Here is a 17,827-nt window from a genome sequence, read left to right on the forward strand (position 1 = left end):
ATGGCGGAGTCCAATCCCGCCCTTATGGTCCCCGGCCTGCGCCGGAACATGGTGACGATCTGCGCCATGACGGCAACCATCATGCAGGCGCTGGACACCACCATCGCCAACGTCGCCCTGCCCTACATGCAGGGCACGCTGTCGGCTTCGCAGGACCAGATCAACTGGGTGCTGACCTCCTACATCGTCGCCGCCGCGATCATGACGGCACCGGTGGGCTGGATCGCCAACCGCTTCGGCCGCAAGCGCATCTTCATCATCTGCTCGGCCGGCTTCACCATGGCATCGGTGCTGTGCGGGCTTGCGCAGGACATCAACCAGATGGTGATTTTCCGCCTGCTGCAGGGCGTGTTCGGCGCGGCCCTGGTGCCGTTGTCGCAATCGGTGATGCTCGACTATTACACGCTCCAGGAACGCGCCAAGGCGATGTCGATCTGGGGCATGGGCGTAATGATGGGGCCGATCATGGGTCCCTCGCTCGGCGCCTGGCTGACCGAGACTTATTCCTGGCACTGGGTGTTCTTCGTCAATTTGCCGTTCGGCGCCATCACCGTGATCGGGCTGATCATCTTCATGGACGAGACCCGGAAGGATCTCAGTCTCAAGTTCGACTGGTTCGGCTTCGCGGCGCTGGCGGTCGCGATCGGGTCGCTTCAGCTCGCGCTCGACCGCGGCGAGCAATTGGGCTGGCTCGAATCGGGTGAGATCCTTGCGGAGTTCATCGTCTCGGCCGTCGCCTTCTACTTCTTCATCGCGCATTCCTTCACGACCTCGACACCGTTCATCCGCTTCGGGCTCTTCAAGGACCGCAATTTCGTCACCGGCTGCGTGTTCATGGTCGTGATGGGCCTCGTGCTGTTCTCGACCATGGCGCTGGCCTCCCCCTATATGCAGAACGTGATCGGCTATCCCATCATCACCGCGGGCCTGCTGCTGGCGAGCCGCGGCTTCGGCACCTTCTTCGCCATGATGCTGGTCGGCCGCATGATGCGTTACATCGAAGCCCGCACACTGATCATCACCGGCCTGACGCTGACCGCGGGCTCGCTGTTCCAGATGACCGGCTGGACCGATTTGACCCAGGTGCCGGAGATCGTGACCGTCAGCGTGATCCAGGGCTTCGGCTTCGGCCTCGTCTTCGTGCCGCTTTCGACGGTGGCATTCCTGACCTTGTCGAATGAGCTGCGCACCGACGGCACCGCGATGTTGACCCTGATGCGCAACGTCGCGAGCTCGGTGGGCATTTCCGTCGTCATCGCCCAGCTGACACAAGGCACGCGGCGGACCTACGCGATCCTGTCCGAACACATCAACCCGTTCAACCATGCGCTCCAGATGCCCAGCGTCAGCGGCATGATCAATCTCTCCACCGACGCCGGTCGCGCCATGGCCGATCGCATGGTCAGCGTGCAGGCGCAGATCATCGCCTTCGCGCACGACTACGAGCTGGTGATGTTCTTCATCCTCTGCACCATCCCGCTCGCCCTGCTGATCGGCTCGACCAAGGCCACCCTGCGCAAGCAGGCGGCGGGGCCGGAACATGCGGTGATGGAGTGATGCCTTCGCCGGGACGACACCGATGATGTTGCGCGCCTCTACCCCAAAATCTCCTCGCAGCCCAGATCCTCGACCGCCATCATCACCCGCTCCAGATTATTCCACCAGATCACCGGTGGGATGTTGATGCTCCACTGCCAGACTGGCTTGGTGATGTGCCACAGCACCGACCGCCGATAGTCCTGGTCGAGCGCGCCGCGCGTATAGCCGCTGACACCGTGCGCCATCAGCATCTCGTGATAGCGATTGAGCAGCGGGCGTTCGAGCGCCTGCCGGCGCTCTGGATACCATTGCGTCGCCATCATATAGGCAAGGTCGTGGGTAGGAACGTTGATGCGCCAATGATCGAAATCGAAAATGCGCACAGCGTCAGCGATGCCCGCGCGTGGCAGCAGGAAATTCCAGGTATGGGCATCGCCGTGAGCGATGGTCACATGGCGATGCGAATGGTAGCGTTGCAACAGTTGCTCGGCCTTGTCGATGAAGCGCCGATACAGGGTCCGCCGCTCCTCACTGAGGCGATCACCAAGCAAATCGGCGAAGCGGTCGTAATGGCCGGCGAATGTCTCTATCAGACTCGCCGTATCATCAAGGCTCATCCAGGTGCCGATGGTGTCGCCGAGACCCGCATGGTCCCACCAAGATGCATGCCAGCGGGCGAGCGCCGTTACGATCGCCATCGCCTGATCGCGTGAGGGCGGCAATGGCCAGTCAGCTGCAACGTCATGGCTGTCGGTGAGATCTTCGAGCAGCAGATGCCAGTCCTGGCTCTCCTCGTCGAAATGCCCATCGTAGCAGCGCGGCACGATGTGCGACGGCATATTTGGCGCAAGGCGGGTGTAGAAGGCCACTTCCTGCCGACCAGAATTTGCCAGCGACTTGGCGTAGGCCGGATTCGGGATCTTCAGGATGACAGAGTGCGGGGACCCGGCTGCTTCCCCGACATAGCGCAGCCCAAGTCGGATAACGTGCGACACCATGGCGGGGTATTGGTGCAGCACCTTCACCTCGCGCACGGCGCCCGCATCCAGCACGCCGCCCCTGCGTAGCGCAGCGGTCAGTCGAGCCCGCTCAACGACCGCCGGCAGTTGTGGAGGTGTCATGGACGCCACGATGCCCTCGTCCCGGACCATACTGCACAATCACACCCCCCGGCACCAGCAATAGGCATCGCGCCGGGCTCAGGCCGCCGCTGTGGAGTCGCGCACCGTCCGGACCACGACCGACCGAAGCTGCTCGAGATTGGCCGCCATGCCGGCGATCGCCTGCCTGACCTCCGCGGCGCGCTCGTTCACGGAGGCGGCGTCGCGGCTGACATCACCGATCTTGGCCGAGACCTCCTTCGCCGCGGAAGTCGATTCGGAAATCGACCGCGTGATCTCGCGGGTCGCGGCGTCCTGCTCTTCCATCGCGGCGGCAACCGAGGTGGCGACGCCGTCGATCTCGACGATGTGGCCTCCCATGGTTTCGACGGCGTCGACGGCGGCTTGCGTCGAGGCCTGGATCTCGGCGATCAGCCGCGCGATCTCCTCGGTGGATTTGGCGGTCTGGTCGGAGAGGGATTTCACTTCGGCGGCGACCACCGCGAAGCCACGGCCGGCCTCCCCGGCGCGCGCCGCCTCGATCGTGGCGTTGAGTGCCAGCAGATTGGTCTGGCCGGCGATGCCGCCGATGAGGTCGGAGACCTCGGCGATCTTCTTCACCGATCCAGCCAGCGTCTGGATGGTCGAGCGCGCCTGTTCCCGACCGGCGACCGCCGATTTTGTAACCGTGCTGGTCCGCGCGACCTGGGTTGCGATCTCGCGGATCGAAGCACTGAGTTCTTCAGCTGCGGCCGAGACGGTCTGCGAGCTGCCGAGGGCCTGGGTGGAGGCGGCTGCGACCGCCTGCGATTGTGTCGAGAGCGACCTTGCGATCTCGGACAGACTGGAGGCGGCACGCTCCACGCCTTGCGTCGCCGCGCTCGCGGTGTCGACCGAGCGGCCGGTCTCGCGCTCGACGGTTTCGGCCATCTGATGCAGGGCCTCACGCTTGGCGAGCGCCGCCTCCTGCTCCTTCTGCAACTGCTCCTCGCGCAGGCGGAAATTCTCGACCGCGGACTGCTTGAACACCAAGAGCGCACCCGCCATCGAGCCGACCTCGTCCTGCCGGTGCGCGAAAGGAATGTCGGCGGCGAGATCGCCGGTCGCGAGCTTTTGCATCGCGCTGGTCATGCGCACGATCGGGCGCATCACGCCGAAGGCGACGCCGAGCAGGCCCGCCGCAATGAAGGCGAGGACGGCGGCGGAGACGCCGAGGAGGATGTAAAGCATCGAGCTGTCGCGGTCCGCGGCCAGCTTCTCCATGTCGGCATTCTGCTTGTTGGCGCTCTCGACGATGCTGTCGATGACGGCGCGATGCGCGGTATAGGCCTCCTTGAGCTGCGCGTAGGCCCGCTCGGAGACGGCCGTATCCTTGGCCTTGAGGGCGGGGAGGAGCTGGTCGGACAACAGCTTCCAGAACTTCTGCACCTCGGCGTCGGATTTCGACACCAGGGTCGTCTTCAGGTCGGCCGAGAGGCTGGAGGTGACCCAGAATGCCTTGCGCTCGTCGTAATCCTTGCGGAGCTGGGCCAGGCGTTCGGCATGGGCCGCCAGCTGGTCGGGCTCGCGCATGGCGAGCGTGGCCTCGAGGTAGGCCTCGATCACATATTCCGGCGGCGGCAGGATGTCGGCGATGAGATCGTTTCCGAGCTTGATATCAGAATAGAGCGGACCGCCGACCTTGAGCTCTTTCAAGGCGTAGAGGCTGGTCGAGACCACGGCGGTAAAGCCGATGGCCAGAACGATGCCGAAAGCAATGATTGCGGAAGAAAGCGAAAGACGAATTTTCATGGAAAAATCCAATGGGCCGCGCTGAATCCCACGGACCCTAAAGGATTACGGTAAACACGGGATTGCATCGCGCGGAAATTGCATCGCGCGAACTCCGGAAAAATACGGGAAATGGCGTCAGGTCAACAGTTTCGGGCAGCGAAGCTTGGGCCCGTCCTCCGCTGTCGTCCCGGATCGGCGCTCCGCCTGTCCGGGACGGCGCTGGGGGTCACACGTCGAAAAATACCGTTTCGTTGTCGCCCTGGAGCCGCAGGTCGAGCCGGTACACCGGCTTGCCGGCCTCGCGCACGGCCGTCAGCGTGGCGCGACGGTCGGCAGGCACCACCGCCAGCACGGGATCGGCGGCATTGCCGGCCTCGTCACTGAAATAGATGCGGGTATAGAGATGCCGCAGCATGCCGCGACCAAACACCGCAAGCAGGACATGCGGTGCCTGCGGCTTGCCGTCGGGATCGGGCACCACGCCCGGCTTGATGGTTTCAAAGGAATAATTGCCGTCCTTGTCGGTGCCGCAACGGGCAAAGCCGCGGAAGCTCGCATTCGGCAGCGCGCGCTTGTCCTGCGGATCCGCGAAGCGCCCCTGCGCGTCGGCCTGCCAGATCTCCAGCATGGCATCGGGCACAACGACTCCGTCGCCGTCGAACACGCGGCCCTCGATCCGGACGCGATCGCCGGTGACGTCGGGCGTCAGCGTCGAGTTGGTGAACGCATCATTCCAGGCATACTCGCCGGTCGGCGTCAGGCCGTATTTGAAGAACGGGCCGACGGTCTGCGACGGCGTGATCCCATCGTCCTGCACTTAATGGTTCTCCATAGGGGTGGCGTTCTTGCCGCGCAGCACGATGTCAAAGCGGTAACACAGCGCCCATTCGGGCTGGGTGTTCTCGAGATCAAATGACGACACCATCCGCGCCCGCGCCTTCTCGTCCGGCACCGAATTGAAGATCGGATCGAACGGGAACAGCGGATCGGCCGGGAAGTACATCTGCGTCACGAGACGCGTGACGAAGGAATGGCCGAACACAGAGAGATGGATGTGTGCGGGACGCCAGGCGTTATGATGGTTGCCCCAGGGATAGGCGCCAGGCTTGATGGTGACAAAGCGGTAGTAACCGGAGACGTCGCTCACGGTGCGGCCGGCGCCCGTAAAGTTCGGATCGAGCGGAGCCGGATGCTGGTCGCGGACGTGAACGTAACGGCCGCAGGAATTGGCCTGCCAGATCTCGACCAGCGAGTTCGGCACGCCGCGGCCGTCCTCGTCGCGCACATGGCCGTGCACAATAATGCGTTCCCCGAGCGGCTCGCCGGTGTGTTGGGTGGTGAGATCATTGTCGCCCTCGCGAACGGTCTCGTGGCCGTAGACCGGGCCGGTCAGCTCCGACAGCGTATGGCGCATCGGGATCAAGGGTTTGTTCGGCGCACGCTTGACCGAGCTTTTGTACTCGGGCGACAGCGGCAGCGGATGCGCCGTGTTGCTGTCGACGGGATAGATGAATGTCATTGGCGAACTCCTCCCCGGCCCTTTTCCGACCGGTCAACGCTTCCGCCAATCATTATAGGATATAACTAATTGGGGGAAGCGGCTTTGAGCCCTATTTGATCGGCGGACGCGGCAGGACGGCCTCGCCGGCTTCGAGCCGATAGACATGGTCCAGCGAATACCAGGGCGTCGCGACGTCGCGCTCGGTCGGATGTGGCGTGTCATGGCGCAGGAACTTGCCCATCAGCGCTTTGGTCACGCCGAACTGCACGTCACTATCGATATGCGGGTCGGCGGGGTCGTAGACCTGCGAGATCAGCACCTTGAATCCGGGCTTGAAGACCAACGCGTGCAGGTGCGCGGGACGATAGGGATGCCGCTTCTGCGCCTCCAGGAGGCGGCCGACCACGCCGTCGGTCGGAATGGGATAGCCGACCATCATCACGGAGCGGAACGAGAAGGCTCCGTCCTGGTCGGTCGTAAACTTGCCGCGCAGGTTCATGTCGGCCTGCTCGGGGTCCTGGTTTTCATAGAGACCAACCGGCGACGCGTGCCAGACGTCGACCTCGGCGCCGGCGACGGGACGGCCGTCCTTGTCCACGACGCGGCCGTTGACGAACAGCGGCGCGCCTGGGGTCTCGGAGCGGACGATCGATCCGCCATTTTCCACCCGCGGCGAGTTCAGCCGCCAGAATGGTCCGAGCAGCGACTGGTCGGTCTCCGTGTTGCCCTCATCGCCATTATTCAGCAGGCACACCAGCGGCGAGACGCCGAGCGAGCCTGCCATCAGCACGACCTCATTATGCGTGTCGGTCGAGAGCTTGCCGAGTTCGGCGATAACAGCCGTGGCGTCGCGGAATTCCTTCTCGGTCAGGCGAACGTCGCGAACAAAACCGTGCAGATGCTTGACCAGGGAGACCATGATCTGGCGTAGCCGTGGATCGGATGTCTGCTCCATCACCGCCAAGGCCGCGGCCGTGACGTCCTGCTCGCGCGCGATGATCATGGGATGCTCCCTCACCTTGCGTCATGGCCGGGCTTGTCCCGGCCATCCACGACCTTCTTCTCGCGGCACCAAGAACGTGGATGCCCGGGCCTTCGCCTCGCCGAAGAGGCTTCGGCCTCGCAGGCGGGACAAGCCCGGGCATGACGAGTCTGGGGCACCCGGCTCCGGGATGACGGCACGCTGCGCGTCCCGTCAGTTCAGCTTCTCGATGGCGACCGCAACGCCCTGGCCAACGCCGACGCACATGGTGGCGAGCGCGAGCTTGCCGCCGCGCTTCTCCATGCCGTGCACCGCGGTGAGCGCGAGGCGCGCGCCACTCATGCCGAGGGGATGACCGAGCGCAATCGCGCCGCCATGCGGATTGACGAAATCGGCATCGTCGGCAACGCCGAGCTGGCGCATGCAGGCGATACCCTGCGAGGCAAAGGCTTCGTTGAGCTCGATCAGGTCGAAATCGCCGATTTTCTTGCCGAGACGTTCCATCAGCTTGCGGGTGGCCGGCACCGGGCCGATGCCCATGATGCGCGGCGGCACGCCGGCGGAGGCGAGGCCGAGGATGCGCGCGCGCGGCGTCAGGCCGTGCTTCTTCACCGCAGCCTCGGACGCCAGGATCATCGCGGCGGCGCCGTCATTGACGCCGGAGGCGTTGCCCGCGGTCACCGTGCCGGGATTGCGCACGATCGGCCTGAGCTTCGTCAGGGCTTCCAGCGTGGTCTCGGGACGCGGATGCTCGTCCTTGTCGACGGTGACAGGGCCGGCCTTGCCGCCGGGAATGGTGATCGGGGTGATTTCTTCGGCGAAATAGCCGGCCGCAATCGCGGCGCCCGCGCGCTGCTGCGAGCGGATCGCGAAGGCGTCCTGATCCGCGCGCGAGACCTGGAATTCCTCGGCGACGTTCTCGCCGGTCTCGGGCATCGCGTCGACGCCATACTGCGCCTTCAGCAGCGGATTGATGAAGCGCCAGCCGATCGTGGTGTCGAAGATCTCAGCCGAGCGCGAGAACGCTTCCTGCGCCTTGCCCATCACGAAGGGCGCGCGCGTCATGGATTCGACGCCGCCGGCAATCGCAAGCTCGATCTCGCCGGAACGGATAGCGCGGCCGGCCGCACCGACCGCATCGAGACCGGAGGCACAGAGCCGGTTCAGGGTCTGGCCTGGAACGGAATCCGGCAGGCCCGCAAGCAGGAGCGCCATGCGTGCCACGTTGCGGTTGTCCTCGCCGGCCTGGTTGGCACAGCCGAAGAAGACCTCGTCAACCTGTGCCCAATCGAGATTGGGGTGCTTGGCCATCAGCGCCTTGATCGGGGCCGCCGCCAGGTCGTCGGCACGCACCTTGGCGAGCGACCCGCCAAAACGGCCGATCGGGGTCCGCACGGCATCGCAGATAAAGACGTCACGCATGGTTGTTCTCCCTGAATGCCGCGATCCGGCCTAAATTCTTCAATGTCGACGGAGTTTTAGGAGGGCGCCCGCGGCAGGTCAATTGACCGATACGCGCGTGTTCCGACGGGTGTGCACGCGAGTTGCGCATGCCGCGGTGCGGACAACGTGGAAAACCTCCCCTCTCCGCCCAAAGCGATAGGAGCGCGGGGCGAAATTTTGTAGGTTGCGCCGCCCATGACAATGCAACAACCGATCCCTGCACCGCCTCCCGACGATACGCCCGCGCCGCAGGCGGAAGCTGCCGCGCGCGTCACGCCGATGATGGAACAGTACCTTGAAATCAAGGCGGCACATCAGGGCCTTCTGCTGTTCTACCGGATGGGCGACTTTTACGAGCTGTTCTTTGAGGACGCCGAGATCGCCTCCAGGACACTCGGCATCGTCCTGACCAAGCGCGGCAAGCATCAAGGCGCCGATATCCCGATGTGCGGCGTGCCAGTCGAGCGCTCCGAGGACTATTTGCACCGGCTGATCACCGCCGGGCACCGGGTCGCGGTGTGCGAGCAGACCGAGGATCCCGCGGCGGCGAAAGCACGCGGCAACAAGAGCGTCGTGCGCCGCGGCGTGGTGCGCCTGGTCACGCCGGGCACGCTGACCGAGGACACGCTGCTCGACGCGCGCGCCAACAATTACCTGCTGGCGCTCGCGCGCGCGCGCTCATCGGCGGGCGGTGACCGCTTTGGCCTCGCCTGGATCGACATCTCGACCGCCGAATTCACGGTGACGGAATGTTCGGGCGGCGAACTCGCCGCCACGCTGGCGCGGATCAATCCGAACGAGGTGATCGTCACCGACGCGCTCTATAACGACAGCGAGCTCGGACAGACCCTGCGCGAGCTGCCGGCGGTGACGCCGCTGACCCGCGACGTCTTCGACGGCGCCACTGCCGAGAAGCGGCTGTGCGACTATTTTGCCGTCGCGACCATGGACGGACTGTCCCAGCTCACGCGGCTGGAAGCCACTGCCGCCGCCGCCGCCGTCACCTATGTTGACCGCACCCAGGTCGGCAAACATCCGCCGCTGTCGCCGCCCGCGCGCGAAGCCTCGGGCGCGACCATGGCGATCGATCCCGCCACCCGCGCCAATCTCGAACTGACGCGGACACTCGCCGGCGAACGCCGCGGCTCGCTGCTCGACGCGATCGACTGCACGGTGACCTCGGCCGGCTCGCGCCTGCTGGCGCAGCGGCTTGCCGCGCCGCTGACCGATGCGGCGGCGATTGCGCGGCGGCTCGATGCCGTCGGCAGCTTCGTTGCCGACTCGGCCGCGCGCGAGGACATCCGCAGCATCCTGCGCGGCGCCCCGGACATGTCGCGGGCGCTGGCCCGTATATCCGTCGGCCGCGGCGGTCCGCGTGACCTCGCCGGCCTGCGCGATGGCATCATCGCCGCCGACCAGGTGCTGACGCGGCTTGACGAACTCGACCAGCCGCCGCAGGAGATCGCCGTCGTGATGGCGGCGCTGCAAAAGCCATCGCGCGAGCTCGCGGCGGAATTCGCCAGGGCGCTCGACGATCAACTGCCGCTGATCAAGCGCGACGGCGGGTTCGTTCGCCAGGGCTATGAGCCTGCGCTGGACGAAACGCGAAATCTGCGCGACGCCTCGCGCCTGGTGGTGGCCTCGATGCAGGCGCGCTACGCCGACAACACGGGTGTGAAGGGGCTCAAGATCCGGCACAACAACGTGCTCGGCTATTTCGTCGAGGTCACCGCGCAGCACGGCGACAAGCTGATGTCGGCGCCGCTAAACGCAACCTTCATCCACCGCCAGACGCTGGCCGGCCAGGTCCGCTTCACCACCTCCGAGCTCGGGGAGATCGAAGCCAAGATCGCCAATGCCGGCGACCGCGCACTCGGGCTCGAGCTCGAGATTTTCGAGCGGCTCTGCGCCAAGGCTTTGGCCATCAGCGAGGAACTGCGCGCCGCCGCTCACGCCTTTGCGCTGCTCGACGTCGCGACGTCGCTTGCCAAGCTGGCGATCGACCAGAACTATGTGCGGCCCGAGGTGGACTCGTCTCTCGGCTTTGCGATCGAGGCGGGCCGCCATCCCGTGGTCGAGCAGGCCTTGAAGCGCAATGGCCAGCCGTTCATCGCCAATGCCTGCGATCTCTCGCCGGGCCCTGCGCAAAAATCCGGCCAGCTCTGGTTGCTGACCGGTCCGAACATGGCGGGTAAGTCGACCTTCCTGCGCCAGAACGCGCTGATTGCGTTGCTCGCCCAGATCGGAAGTTTCGTGCCGGCGACACGCGCGCGGATCGGCATCATCGACCGCCTGTTCTCGCGTGTCGGCGCCGCCGACGATCTCGCCCGCGGCCGTTCCACCTTCATGGTCGAGATGGTCGAGACCGCTGCCATCCTCAACCAGGCCGGCGAGCGCGCGCTCGTGATCCTTGATGAAATCGGCCGCGGCACCGCGACCTTCGACGGCCTCTCGATCGCCTGGGCCGCAATCGAGCACCTGCACGAGAGCAACCGCTGCCGCACGCTGTTCGCGACGCATTACCACGAGCTGACGGCGCTCTCCGCCAAGCTGCCGCGGATGTTCAACGCGACCGTGCGGGTGAAGGAATGGCAGGGCAATGTCGTGTTCCTGCACGAGGTGTTGCCGGGTTCGGCCGATCGCTCTTACGGAATCCAGGTCGCCAAGCTCGCGGGCCTGCCGCCGGCCGTGATCACGCGCGCCAAATCGGTACTGGCGAAGCTGGAAGCCCAGGACCGCGGCCAGACCGCGCGCGCGCTTGCTGACGATCTGCCGCTGTTCGCAGTGCCCTCGCGCGCCGCCGCAGAAGTCACACCGCCGAGCGAGGCCGAACTGCTGATGGACGCGGTGAAGGCGCTGCATCCGGACGAGATGTCGCCACGCGAAGCGCTCGATGCGCTGTATGCGTTGAAGGCCAAGCTGCCGAAGCAGTGACGGTGCCGCAGGGTGGGTGAGCCGAAGGCGTAACCCACCACCTTTGTCAGCGCGCGAGAAGTGGTGGGTTACGCTTCGCTAACCCACCCTATGCTTCTGAACGCTACGCCCTCGCCGCGATCGCCGCCACTTCCGCTGCGGCGCGCTGCATGCTGGTCGACATCTCGTTGGTCACCGTGCTCTGCTCTTCGATTGCCGCGGCCGTCGACGTCACATATTCGCTGACGTTGCTGATGGCCGTCTTGATCGAAGCCAGGGCGGTGACGACGTCTCCAGAGATGCCGTTGAGGCTACCGATCTCAGCGCCGATCTTGTCAGTGGCCTGCTTGGCTTGGTTGGCGAGGCTCTTGACCTCCGAGGCCACCACCGCAAAACCCCGACCGGCTTCACCGGCGCGGGCGGATTCGATGGTGGCGTTGAGTGCCAGGAGGTTGATCTGCCCGGTGATGTTGTTGATGAGCTCGACGATCCCGCTCATCGCCAGCGCCGCTTCAGTGAGGCGCTGGGCCTGGGCATCAGCGGACGCGACCTGCTCCACCGCGCTCATCGCCGTCTCGCGCGATTTGGTCATGGCCTCGGAAATCTCCCGCACCGAGGCGTTCAGCTCTTCCGATCCGGCGGCGACCGATTCCATCATGCCGCGGACGCGCTCGTTGCCCATGCGGACCAGCACCTGTTTCGTGACGTCGGTCGCATATTTCACGACCTTGAACGGCTTGCCGTTGAGATCCATGATCGGATTGTAGGAGGCCTGGATATAGACCTCCCTGCCGCCCTTGCCGATGCGCTTGTATTCGGCCGCCTGATACTGGCCGCGGTTGAGCGCCGCCCAGAACTCGCGATAGCCATTGCCATCGCGCTCCGAGGGCTCGACAAACATGCTGTGGTGCTTGCCCTTGATCTCAGCCAGCGAATAGCCGAGGGCGCCGAGGAAATTGGCGTTGGCGGTGATGATCGTGCCGTCCATGTTGAACTCGATCACCGCCTGCGCCTTCTCGATCGCCGTGATCTGGCCCGCAAGGACGGCATTCTTCAGCTTCTCCGCCGTGACGTCGGTCGCGAACTTGGCGACGCCGAAGGGCTTGCCGTTCTCATCGAGTAGCGGATTGTAGGAGGCGAGAATCCAGACCTCGCGGCCGCCCTTGCCGATGCGCTTGAACTCGCCAGCCTGGTATTCGCCGCGGTTGAGCTTGGCCCAGAACTCGCGATAGGCCGCGCCGTCGCGCTCGGCCTGGGGCATGAAGAGGCTGTGATGCTTGCCCTGGATCTCGGTCAGCGAATAGCCAAGCGCGTTGCAGAAATTCTCGTTGGCCGTGACGATGGTGCCGTCGAGCTTGAACTCGATCACGGCCTGGGCGCGGCCGATAGCGGCGATCTTCGAAGACTCCGTCATGCTCCGGATCTTCTTCTCGGTGATTTCGGTCGCAATCTTGGCGACCATCACCGTCTTGCCGTTGCCGTCGAGCACCGGATTGTAGGATGCTTCGATCCAGATCTCACGGCCGCCCTTCGCGATCCGCTTGAACTCGCTTGCCTGATACTCGCCGCGGTTCAATGCAGCCCAGAACGCCTTGTACTCGGCGCCGTCGCGCTGGTCGGCCGGCATGAACATGGCGTGCTTCTTTCCCTTCATTTCGTCGAGGGAATAGCCGAGGGCGTTCAAGAAATTCTGGTTGGCGCTCAGGATCGTGCCGTCCATGGCAAACTCGATCATGGCCTGCGAGCGGCCGATGGCGGCGAGCTTAGCATCCGCGTCGTTGCGGGACTTGCGGCCAAACATCATTGAATCTCCAAAATCATTAAATTGCGAGACGGGATCAGGTGACGTGACGGCGCGGCACACGCGCTGAATTCCAATCGAATTCCGCCGGTAAAACTCGCGTTGCGAAGACCAAGGCGGATACGCAAGATGATTCAGTACCCATAAGATTCGAATAAAGTGCTAACGAATTCTGGGAAAAGCGATCGCCGACAGAGCAGCCTAAAGCTGCACGACGGTAGGCCTTACACGCTGCTCGGTCGGCGCTGTCACTTGAATGCTTGGTCCTTCAGGAGTTTGAAGGAAAGCGTCTCGCGATCGGTCATGGCGAGTTTTGCTACGGAAGTATCCGGCGACGCCGCGCCGCATGTCCGTAGTGTCACGGCGCTTGCCGCGCCTTGTGCTGCGTACGCCGCCCGATCCCCCACAGCGTCAGATTCCAAACAATGCAGGTGGCGAGTGCAAGCCCAAGACCGACGGCGGAGCCGAACCACGCCACCGCCACGTGCAACACCGCGATCGCCATTCCGAATCCGAGCAGCCCCCAAGCCGAATTGGCCAGCACCGCGGCGGTCGGCGGACCGCCGATTCGCGGATGCAGGATCACCATGATGCTGGAAAACACCACCGGATACAGCGCGATGATGCCGCTGATCCGGGGACCGACCCAGCCCGAGGTCGAGACGACGATTGCGACGAGGGTCGCGACCAGCGCGGCCCGCATCGGCACGTCATACCAGCGCCGCGTCACCAGCGGCATCTTTACATGGCGATAGCCCGCGAGCAGCGGAATGCAGATGCCGAACGCGATCAGATTGGCGGCGAGCCCGGCGGTGAGCGGCCAGTCGAACTGCTTGATGATCGAGGCGAACACGATCCAGACCGCGACCGCGCTTCCGCAACTCACCAGAAGGCTGCGCCGCTGCGCCAGCACCACATAGGTGAGACACATGAAGATCGTCGCGGCATTGACCGGCAAGCTCGACAGCGCGCCCTGCGCGATGAAGGCGGCATCGTGGTCGAGCGCGAGGAAGACGTAGGATGGTCCGGCCGAAACCGGCAAGGTCGCGACCAGCGCGCCGATCACCGGCCCTGAACGCTCGGTGATGATCGACGCCGTCACGACGAACGCCGCCGCGACCATCATGCGCAGAACGAGGATGAGGATGAGGTGGAGCTCGGGGGACATTTTTTTCTTTTGTCGTCCCGGGCTTCGCCGAGACGACACGAATTGTTGGGCGAGCGGCCTTCGCTCGCTACATCCGCTGCATCGACACCGAGACCTTCGGGCCGTTCTTGATGGTCTGATAGACCACGCAGTAGCGCTCGGTGAGCTTGAGCAGCAGGTCGAGCTTGTCTTGCGGCGCATCAGTATCGACGTCGAAGCGCAGACGTATCTCGGCGAAGCCGACCGGCGTCTCCTTGTCGACGCCGAGCGTGCCGCGGAAATCGAGATCGCCCTCGGCGTAGACGTTGCCGGTCTTCAAGGGTACCTCGATCGCGGTCGCGACCGATTTCAGCGTGACGCCGGCGCAGGCGACCAGCGCTTCGAGTAGCATGTCGCCCGAGCAGAGCTCGAGGCCGGAGCCGCCGGTTGCGGGATGCAGGCCGGCCATTGCGATGGCGCGGCCGGTCTCGACCTTGCAGGCGATGCCCTCGCTGTCGGTCGAGCCCTTGGCCCTCAACGTGATCATCGCGGTCTTGGGGTCGGTCTTGTAGCGCTCCTTGATCGGGGCCTGCATCTGGCGCAGTGCTGCGGCGTCCATTTTGTCTCTCCCGGGAAAATCGTCTCTACGAAGTACCGGCTTGCGATGTACCGGCTCGGAGCGAAATTGTCACCACCACATGGCCTGACCGGGACCCTGGGTTGCGTCACGGTCGGGCACGCTGCGGTCGAGCGAACGATCGAGTGACGTCAGCACACTTCGCTTGAAATTCTCGAACAGCGGCGAATTGCGGTCGCGTGGCCTGCCCAGGTTGATCTCGATCTGGTCGAACAGCCGGCCCGGCCGCGGCCGCATCACCAGCACGCGGTCAGCCAGCACCACGGCCTCGTCGACGTCATGGGTGACGAGGATGAGCGTCGGCCGCGTGTCGGCCCAGAGATCGAGCAGATGATCCTGGAGGTCCCTGCGGGTGAAAGCGTCGAGCGCCGAGAACGGCTCGTCGAGCAAGAGCACCTCGGGCTGCGGCACCAGCGCGCGGGCGATCGCGACGCGCTGTGCCTGCCCGCCCGAGAGCTCGCGCGGCCAGGCCTGCGCCTTCTCGGCGAGCCCGACACGCTCGAGCGCACGCGCCACCTTTTCACGCCGCTCGGTCGCGGGCCCATCGGCAAGACCAAAGCCGATATTGTCGGCGACGCTGAGCCAGGGCAGCAGCCGCGGCTCCTGGAAGATGATGCCGATCTTGGCATGCGGCGCGGCGATCGCCTCGTTGTCCAGCGTCACCGTGCCCGAGCTTGCGCGGTCGAGGCCCGCGATGGCGCGCAGCAGCGTGGACTTGCCGCAGCCCGAGCCGCCAATGATGGCGACGATCTCGCCTTGCCTGATCTCGGCGGAGAAGCGCGCCAGCGCCTGCACGCCGTTGGGATAGGTCTTGCTGACCCGGTCGAGCGCCAGCATCGCCTTATGCTCCCGTTGTACGCCCAAAGGCGTCCTGCCAGCGCAGGAAGGGCGCAGCCGCGATCTCGATCAACCAATCCGTGAGCTTGCCGAGGATCGCGAAGATCACGATGGCGGCGAGGATCTGCGCGGGCTTGCCGAGCTGCTGGCCGTCGAGCAGGAGATAGCCGAGGCCTTCGGACGCGCCGATCAGCTCGGCCGCCACCACGAACATCCAGCCCAGACCAAGACCGACGCGCAAGGACACGACATAGGCCGGCAGCACCGCGGGCAGCAGGATACGGCGGATCATGGCAGGCCCGGAGAGACGGAATGTGCGACCGACCTCGACGATCTTGCGATCGACGATGAGGATCGCGCCCATCACGCCGAGATAGACCGGAAAGAACACGCCGACTGCGATCAGCGCGATCTTCGAGGTCTCGAAGATGCCGAGCCAGAGGATGAACAGCGGCACCCAGGCCAGCGACGGGATCGCGCGCAGCGCCTGCACGGTCGGGTCGAGCAGCCGCCGCGCCAGCGACCAATAGCCGGATATGGCGCCGAGCAAGGTCCCCGCGACCACGCCGAACGCAAAGCCAAGGCCGACACGCCACAGCGTTGCGGCGATGTGACGGAACAGTTCGCCGGAGCGCGCAAGATCAACGACGGTGGCGAACAAGCGCGAGGGCGGCGGCACCAGCCGGCCGTTGGACCAGCCGGACCAGACCACGAGTTCCCAGCCAAGCGCGAGGGTCAGTGGCAACAGCAATCCCAGCGTCGGCCCCGCATAGCGCGACAGCCGCGAGGGCGCGGCGCTCTCGGCCGGTTCCGTAGTCTGTTGCAGGACTGGCGCGTCAGAGATCATGGCCGGTAGGAAGCGCGTCCTGTGCGAGATTGCAAGGGCGCGCGGCATTCTCGGCGTCGTCCCGGACAAGCGCAGCGAAGCGGAGCGCAGATCCGGGACCCCTAACCACGGGAAGGCGTGGCTACGGTGACTCGGAGTTGCCCCTTTGGCGCCAAACCACTTCCTGTGGTTATGGGTCCCGGGCTCGCTTCGCGCCCCGGGACGACGACCGAGTTTGCCGCCCGCCTGCCTTTAATTCGTCGGCAGCGGGACCTGATCGTCGATCAACGCATCCAGCGTCGCCTTCACATCGACCTTGGCGTCGACGACGCCGGCCTGTTGCAGGGCGAGGCCCGCGGCGAGGATCGATTCGCGCTGGGGCGCGCCGATGCGGCTGTGGGTCAGCTCGGTGCGCTCCTTGAGTTGCTTGTCGACGACAGGCTCCGGCAGCTTGGTCACGGCGATGAAGGTCTTCTTGAGCTCGTCGTAATTCGCGAGCGAATATTTGCGCGCCTCTTCGTACACCGCGAGCACGCGGCGGGCGGCGTCCGGATAGTCTTTCAAAAACTGCTCGCGCACATTGAGGATGCCCCAAGTGTTGGCGTCGGCCTTGCGATAGAACAGTTTCGCGCCGTCCTCGACCTCGGCCTGCGCCATCATCGGATCGAGCCCGGCCCACGCATCGACGTCGCCGCGGATCAGCGCGGTCTTGCCGTCGGCGTGCTGGAGCAGCACCGGCGTGATGTCCTTTTCGGTGAGACCTGCGCCAAGCAATGCGCGCACCAGGAAGATGTGCGGATCGGTGCCGCGCGTCACCGCGACCCGCTTGCCCTTGAGATCGGCGACATTAGCAATCTTGGAATCCTTTGATGTCACCAACGCCGTCCATTCGGGACGCGAATAGACGTAGATCGACTTGATCGGGTTGCCGTTGATACGCGCGACCAGCGCCGCCGAGCCCGCGGTCGAGCCGAAGTCGATCGAGCCCGCATTGAGGAATTCGAGCGCCTTGTTGGAGCCGGCCGACTGCACCCAGGTGACGGTGATGCCGTCCTTGGCGAACTCCTTTTCCAGGAGTCCCTTCTGCTTCAGGACCATCGACACCGGATTATAGGTCGCCCAGTCGATACGGATTTCCTTGAGCGGATCCGCCGCCCGCGCCGCGGGGGACATGGCAAGAGCGACCGCTCCCGCCAACAGTATGCGTCGTGTAATCCTGGTCATGCCCGACCTCCTCAAAACTTCATTGTTTTTCAATGAGTTAGATCTAGAAATCAACGAGAAAATCCATCCCTCGAAAGCGCGCCGGCTGAGAACAGCTTTGCCCAAAGCCGCACCTTTCCAGCATG

The 17,827-nt window shown here is 64.8% G+C and carries 14 protein-coding genes; 2 read left to right on the forward strand and 12 right to left on the reverse strand.

Annotated elements, in window-relative coordinates; translation table 11 throughout:
* Positions 1–1,557 carry an MDR family MFS transporter gene (locus IVB42_RS07615; protein WP_018455907.1) on the forward strand — a complete coding sequence of 519 codons (1,557 nt, stop codon included), beginning with the start codon at positions 1–3 and terminating at the stop codon, positions 1,555–1,557.
* Positions 1,558–1,595: 38 nt separating this feature from the next.
* Here IVB42_RS07615 and IVB42_RS07620 read toward each other — a convergent pair whose 3' ends face one another.
* The 6 genes from IVB42_RS07620 to pcaF form a co-directional block, all read right to left on the reverse strand.
* A complete protein-coding gene (locus IVB42_RS07620; protein ID WP_018455906.1) occupies positions 1,596–2,690 on the reverse strand; it encodes a phosphotransferase in 1,095 nt (364 codons plus the stop codon).
* A 48-nt stretch (positions 2,691–2,738) separates the two neighbouring features.
* A complete protein-coding gene (locus IVB42_RS07625; RefSeq protein ID WP_018455905.1) occupies positions 2,739–4,430 on the reverse strand; it encodes a methyl-accepting chemotaxis protein in 1,692 nt (563 codons plus the stop codon).
* A gap of 208 nt (positions 4,431–4,638) precedes the next feature.
* Entirely contained in the window at positions 4,639–5,229 is a 591-nt protein-coding gene (gene pcaG / locus IVB42_RS07630) for a protocatechuate 3,4-dioxygenase subunit alpha (RefSeq protein ID WP_247469940.1), read from the reverse strand.
* On the reverse strand, positions 5,230–5,931 hold the full coding sequence (pcaH, locus tag IVB42_RS07635; RefSeq protein ID WP_018455903.1) for a protocatechuate 3,4-dioxygenase subunit beta: 702 nt from the start codon (positions 5,929–5,931) through the stop codon (positions 5,230–5,232).
* A gap of 91 nt (positions 5,932–6,022) precedes the next feature.
* Positions 6,023–6,916 (reverse strand): dioxygenase, encoded by an 894-nt coding sequence (locus tag IVB42_RS07640; protein WP_018455902.1) that lies wholly within the window; start codon positions 6,914–6,916, stop codon positions 6,023–6,025.
* Between the two features lie 192 nt (positions 6,917–7,108).
* A complete protein-coding gene (pcaF, locus tag IVB42_RS07645) occupies positions 7,109–8,317 on the reverse strand; it encodes a 3-oxoadipyl-CoA thiolase (protein WP_018455901.1) in 1,209 nt (402 codons plus the stop codon).
* A 216-nt stretch (positions 8,318–8,533) separates the two neighbouring features.
* On the opposite strand from pcaF, the gene mutS reads away from it, so the two are divergent.
* Entirely contained in the window at positions 8,534–11,272 is a 2,739-nt protein-coding gene (gene mutS / locus IVB42_RS07650) for a DNA mismatch repair protein MutS (protein WP_026233049.1), read from the forward strand.
* Between the two features lie 103 nt (positions 11,273–11,375).
* Here mutS and IVB42_RS07655 read toward each other — a convergent pair whose 3' ends face one another.
* The 6 genes from IVB42_RS07655 to IVB42_RS07680 form a co-directional block, all read right to left on the reverse strand.
* On the reverse strand, positions 11,376–13,052 hold the full coding sequence (locus IVB42_RS07655) for a PAS domain-containing methyl-accepting chemotaxis protein (protein WP_247398956.1): 1,677 nt from the start codon (positions 13,050–13,052) through the stop codon (positions 11,376–11,378).
* Between the two features lie 358 nt (positions 13,053–13,410).
* Positions 13,411–14,220, reverse strand: a complete 810-nt coding sequence (locus IVB42_RS07660) for a hypothetical protein (protein ID WP_018455898.1) — start codon at positions 14,218–14,220, stop codon at positions 13,411–13,413.
* A 67-nt stretch (positions 14,221–14,287) separates the two neighbouring features.
* Positions 14,288–14,797, reverse strand: coding sequence for an OsmC family protein (locus IVB42_RS07665; RefSeq protein ID WP_018455897.1), 510 nt, complete (start codon positions 14,795–14,797; stop codon positions 14,288–14,290).
* A 69-nt stretch (positions 14,798–14,866) separates the two neighbouring features.
* Positions 14,867–15,652, reverse strand: coding sequence for an ABC transporter ATP-binding protein (locus IVB42_RS07670; protein ID WP_018455896.1), 786 nt, complete (start codon positions 15,650–15,652; stop codon positions 14,867–14,869).
* 4 nt (positions 15,653–15,656) lie between these two features.
* Entirely contained in the window at positions 15,657–16,499 is an 843-nt protein-coding gene (locus IVB42_RS07675) for an ABC transporter permease (RefSeq protein ID WP_247295993.1), read from the reverse strand.
* 231 nt (positions 16,500–16,730) lie between these two features.
* A complete protein-coding gene (locus tag IVB42_RS07680; RefSeq protein WP_247295914.1) occupies positions 16,731–17,702 on the reverse strand; it encodes an aliphatic sulfonate ABC transporter substrate-binding protein in 972 nt (323 codons plus the stop codon).
* Between the last annotated feature and the right edge of the window lie 125 nt (positions 17,703–17,827).

Origin of the sequence: Bradyrhizobium sp. 45, from assembly GCF_023073155.1 — a bacterium.
GTDB lineage: Bacteria > Pseudomonadota > Alphaproteobacteria > Rhizobiales > Xanthobacteraceae > Bradyrhizobium > Bradyrhizobium canariense_D.

Coding starts and splice junctions, on each gene's coding strand:
- IVB42_RS07665 (WP_018455897.1), bottom strand. CDS start 14,797: ATGGACGCCGCAGCACTGCGCCAGATGCAGGCCCCGATCAAGGAGCGC.
- pcaF (WP_018455901.1), bottom strand. CDS start 8,317: ATGCGTGACGTCTTTATCTGCGATGCCGTGCGGACCCCGATCGGCCGT.
- IVB42_RS07620 (WP_018455906.1), bottom strand. CDS start 2,690: ATGGTCCGGGACGAGGGCATCGTGGCGTCCATGACACCTCCACAACTG.
- IVB42_RS07670 (WP_018455896.1), bottom strand. CDS start 15,652: ATGCTGGCGCTCGACCGGGTCAGCAAGACCTATCCCAACGGCGTGCAG.
- IVB42_RS07675 (WP_247295993.1), bottom strand. CDS start 16,499: ATGATCTCTGACGCGCCAGTCCTGCAACAGACTACGGAACCGGCCGAG.
- mutS (WP_026233049.1), top strand. CDS start 8,534: ATGACAATGCAACAACCGATCCCTGCACCGCCTCCCGACGATACGCCC.
- IVB42_RS07680 (WP_247295914.1), bottom strand. CDS start 17,702: ATGACCAGGATTACACGACGCATACTGTTGGCGGGAGCGGTCGCTCTT.
- IVB42_RS07615 (WP_018455907.1), top strand. CDS start 1: ATGGCGGAGTCCAATCCCGCCCTTATGGTCCCCGGCCTGCGCCGGAAC.
- IVB42_RS07625 (WP_018455905.1), bottom strand. CDS start 4,430: ATGAAAATTCGTCTTTCGCTTTCTTCCGCAATCATTGCTTTCGGCATC.
- pcaH (WP_018455903.1), bottom strand. CDS start 5,931: ATGACATTCATCTATCCCGTCGACAGCAACACGGCGCATCCGCTGCCG.
- IVB42_RS07655 (WP_247398956.1), bottom strand. CDS start 13,052: ATGTTTGGCCGCAAGTCCCGCAACGACGCGGATGCTAAGCTCGCCGCC.
- IVB42_RS07640 (WP_018455902.1), bottom strand. CDS start 6,916: ATGATCATCGCGCGCGAGCAGGACGTCACGGCCGCGGCCTTGGCGGTG.
- IVB42_RS07660 (WP_018455898.1), bottom strand. CDS start 14,220: ATGTCCCCCGAGCTCCACCTCATCCTCATCCTCGTTCTGCGCATGATG.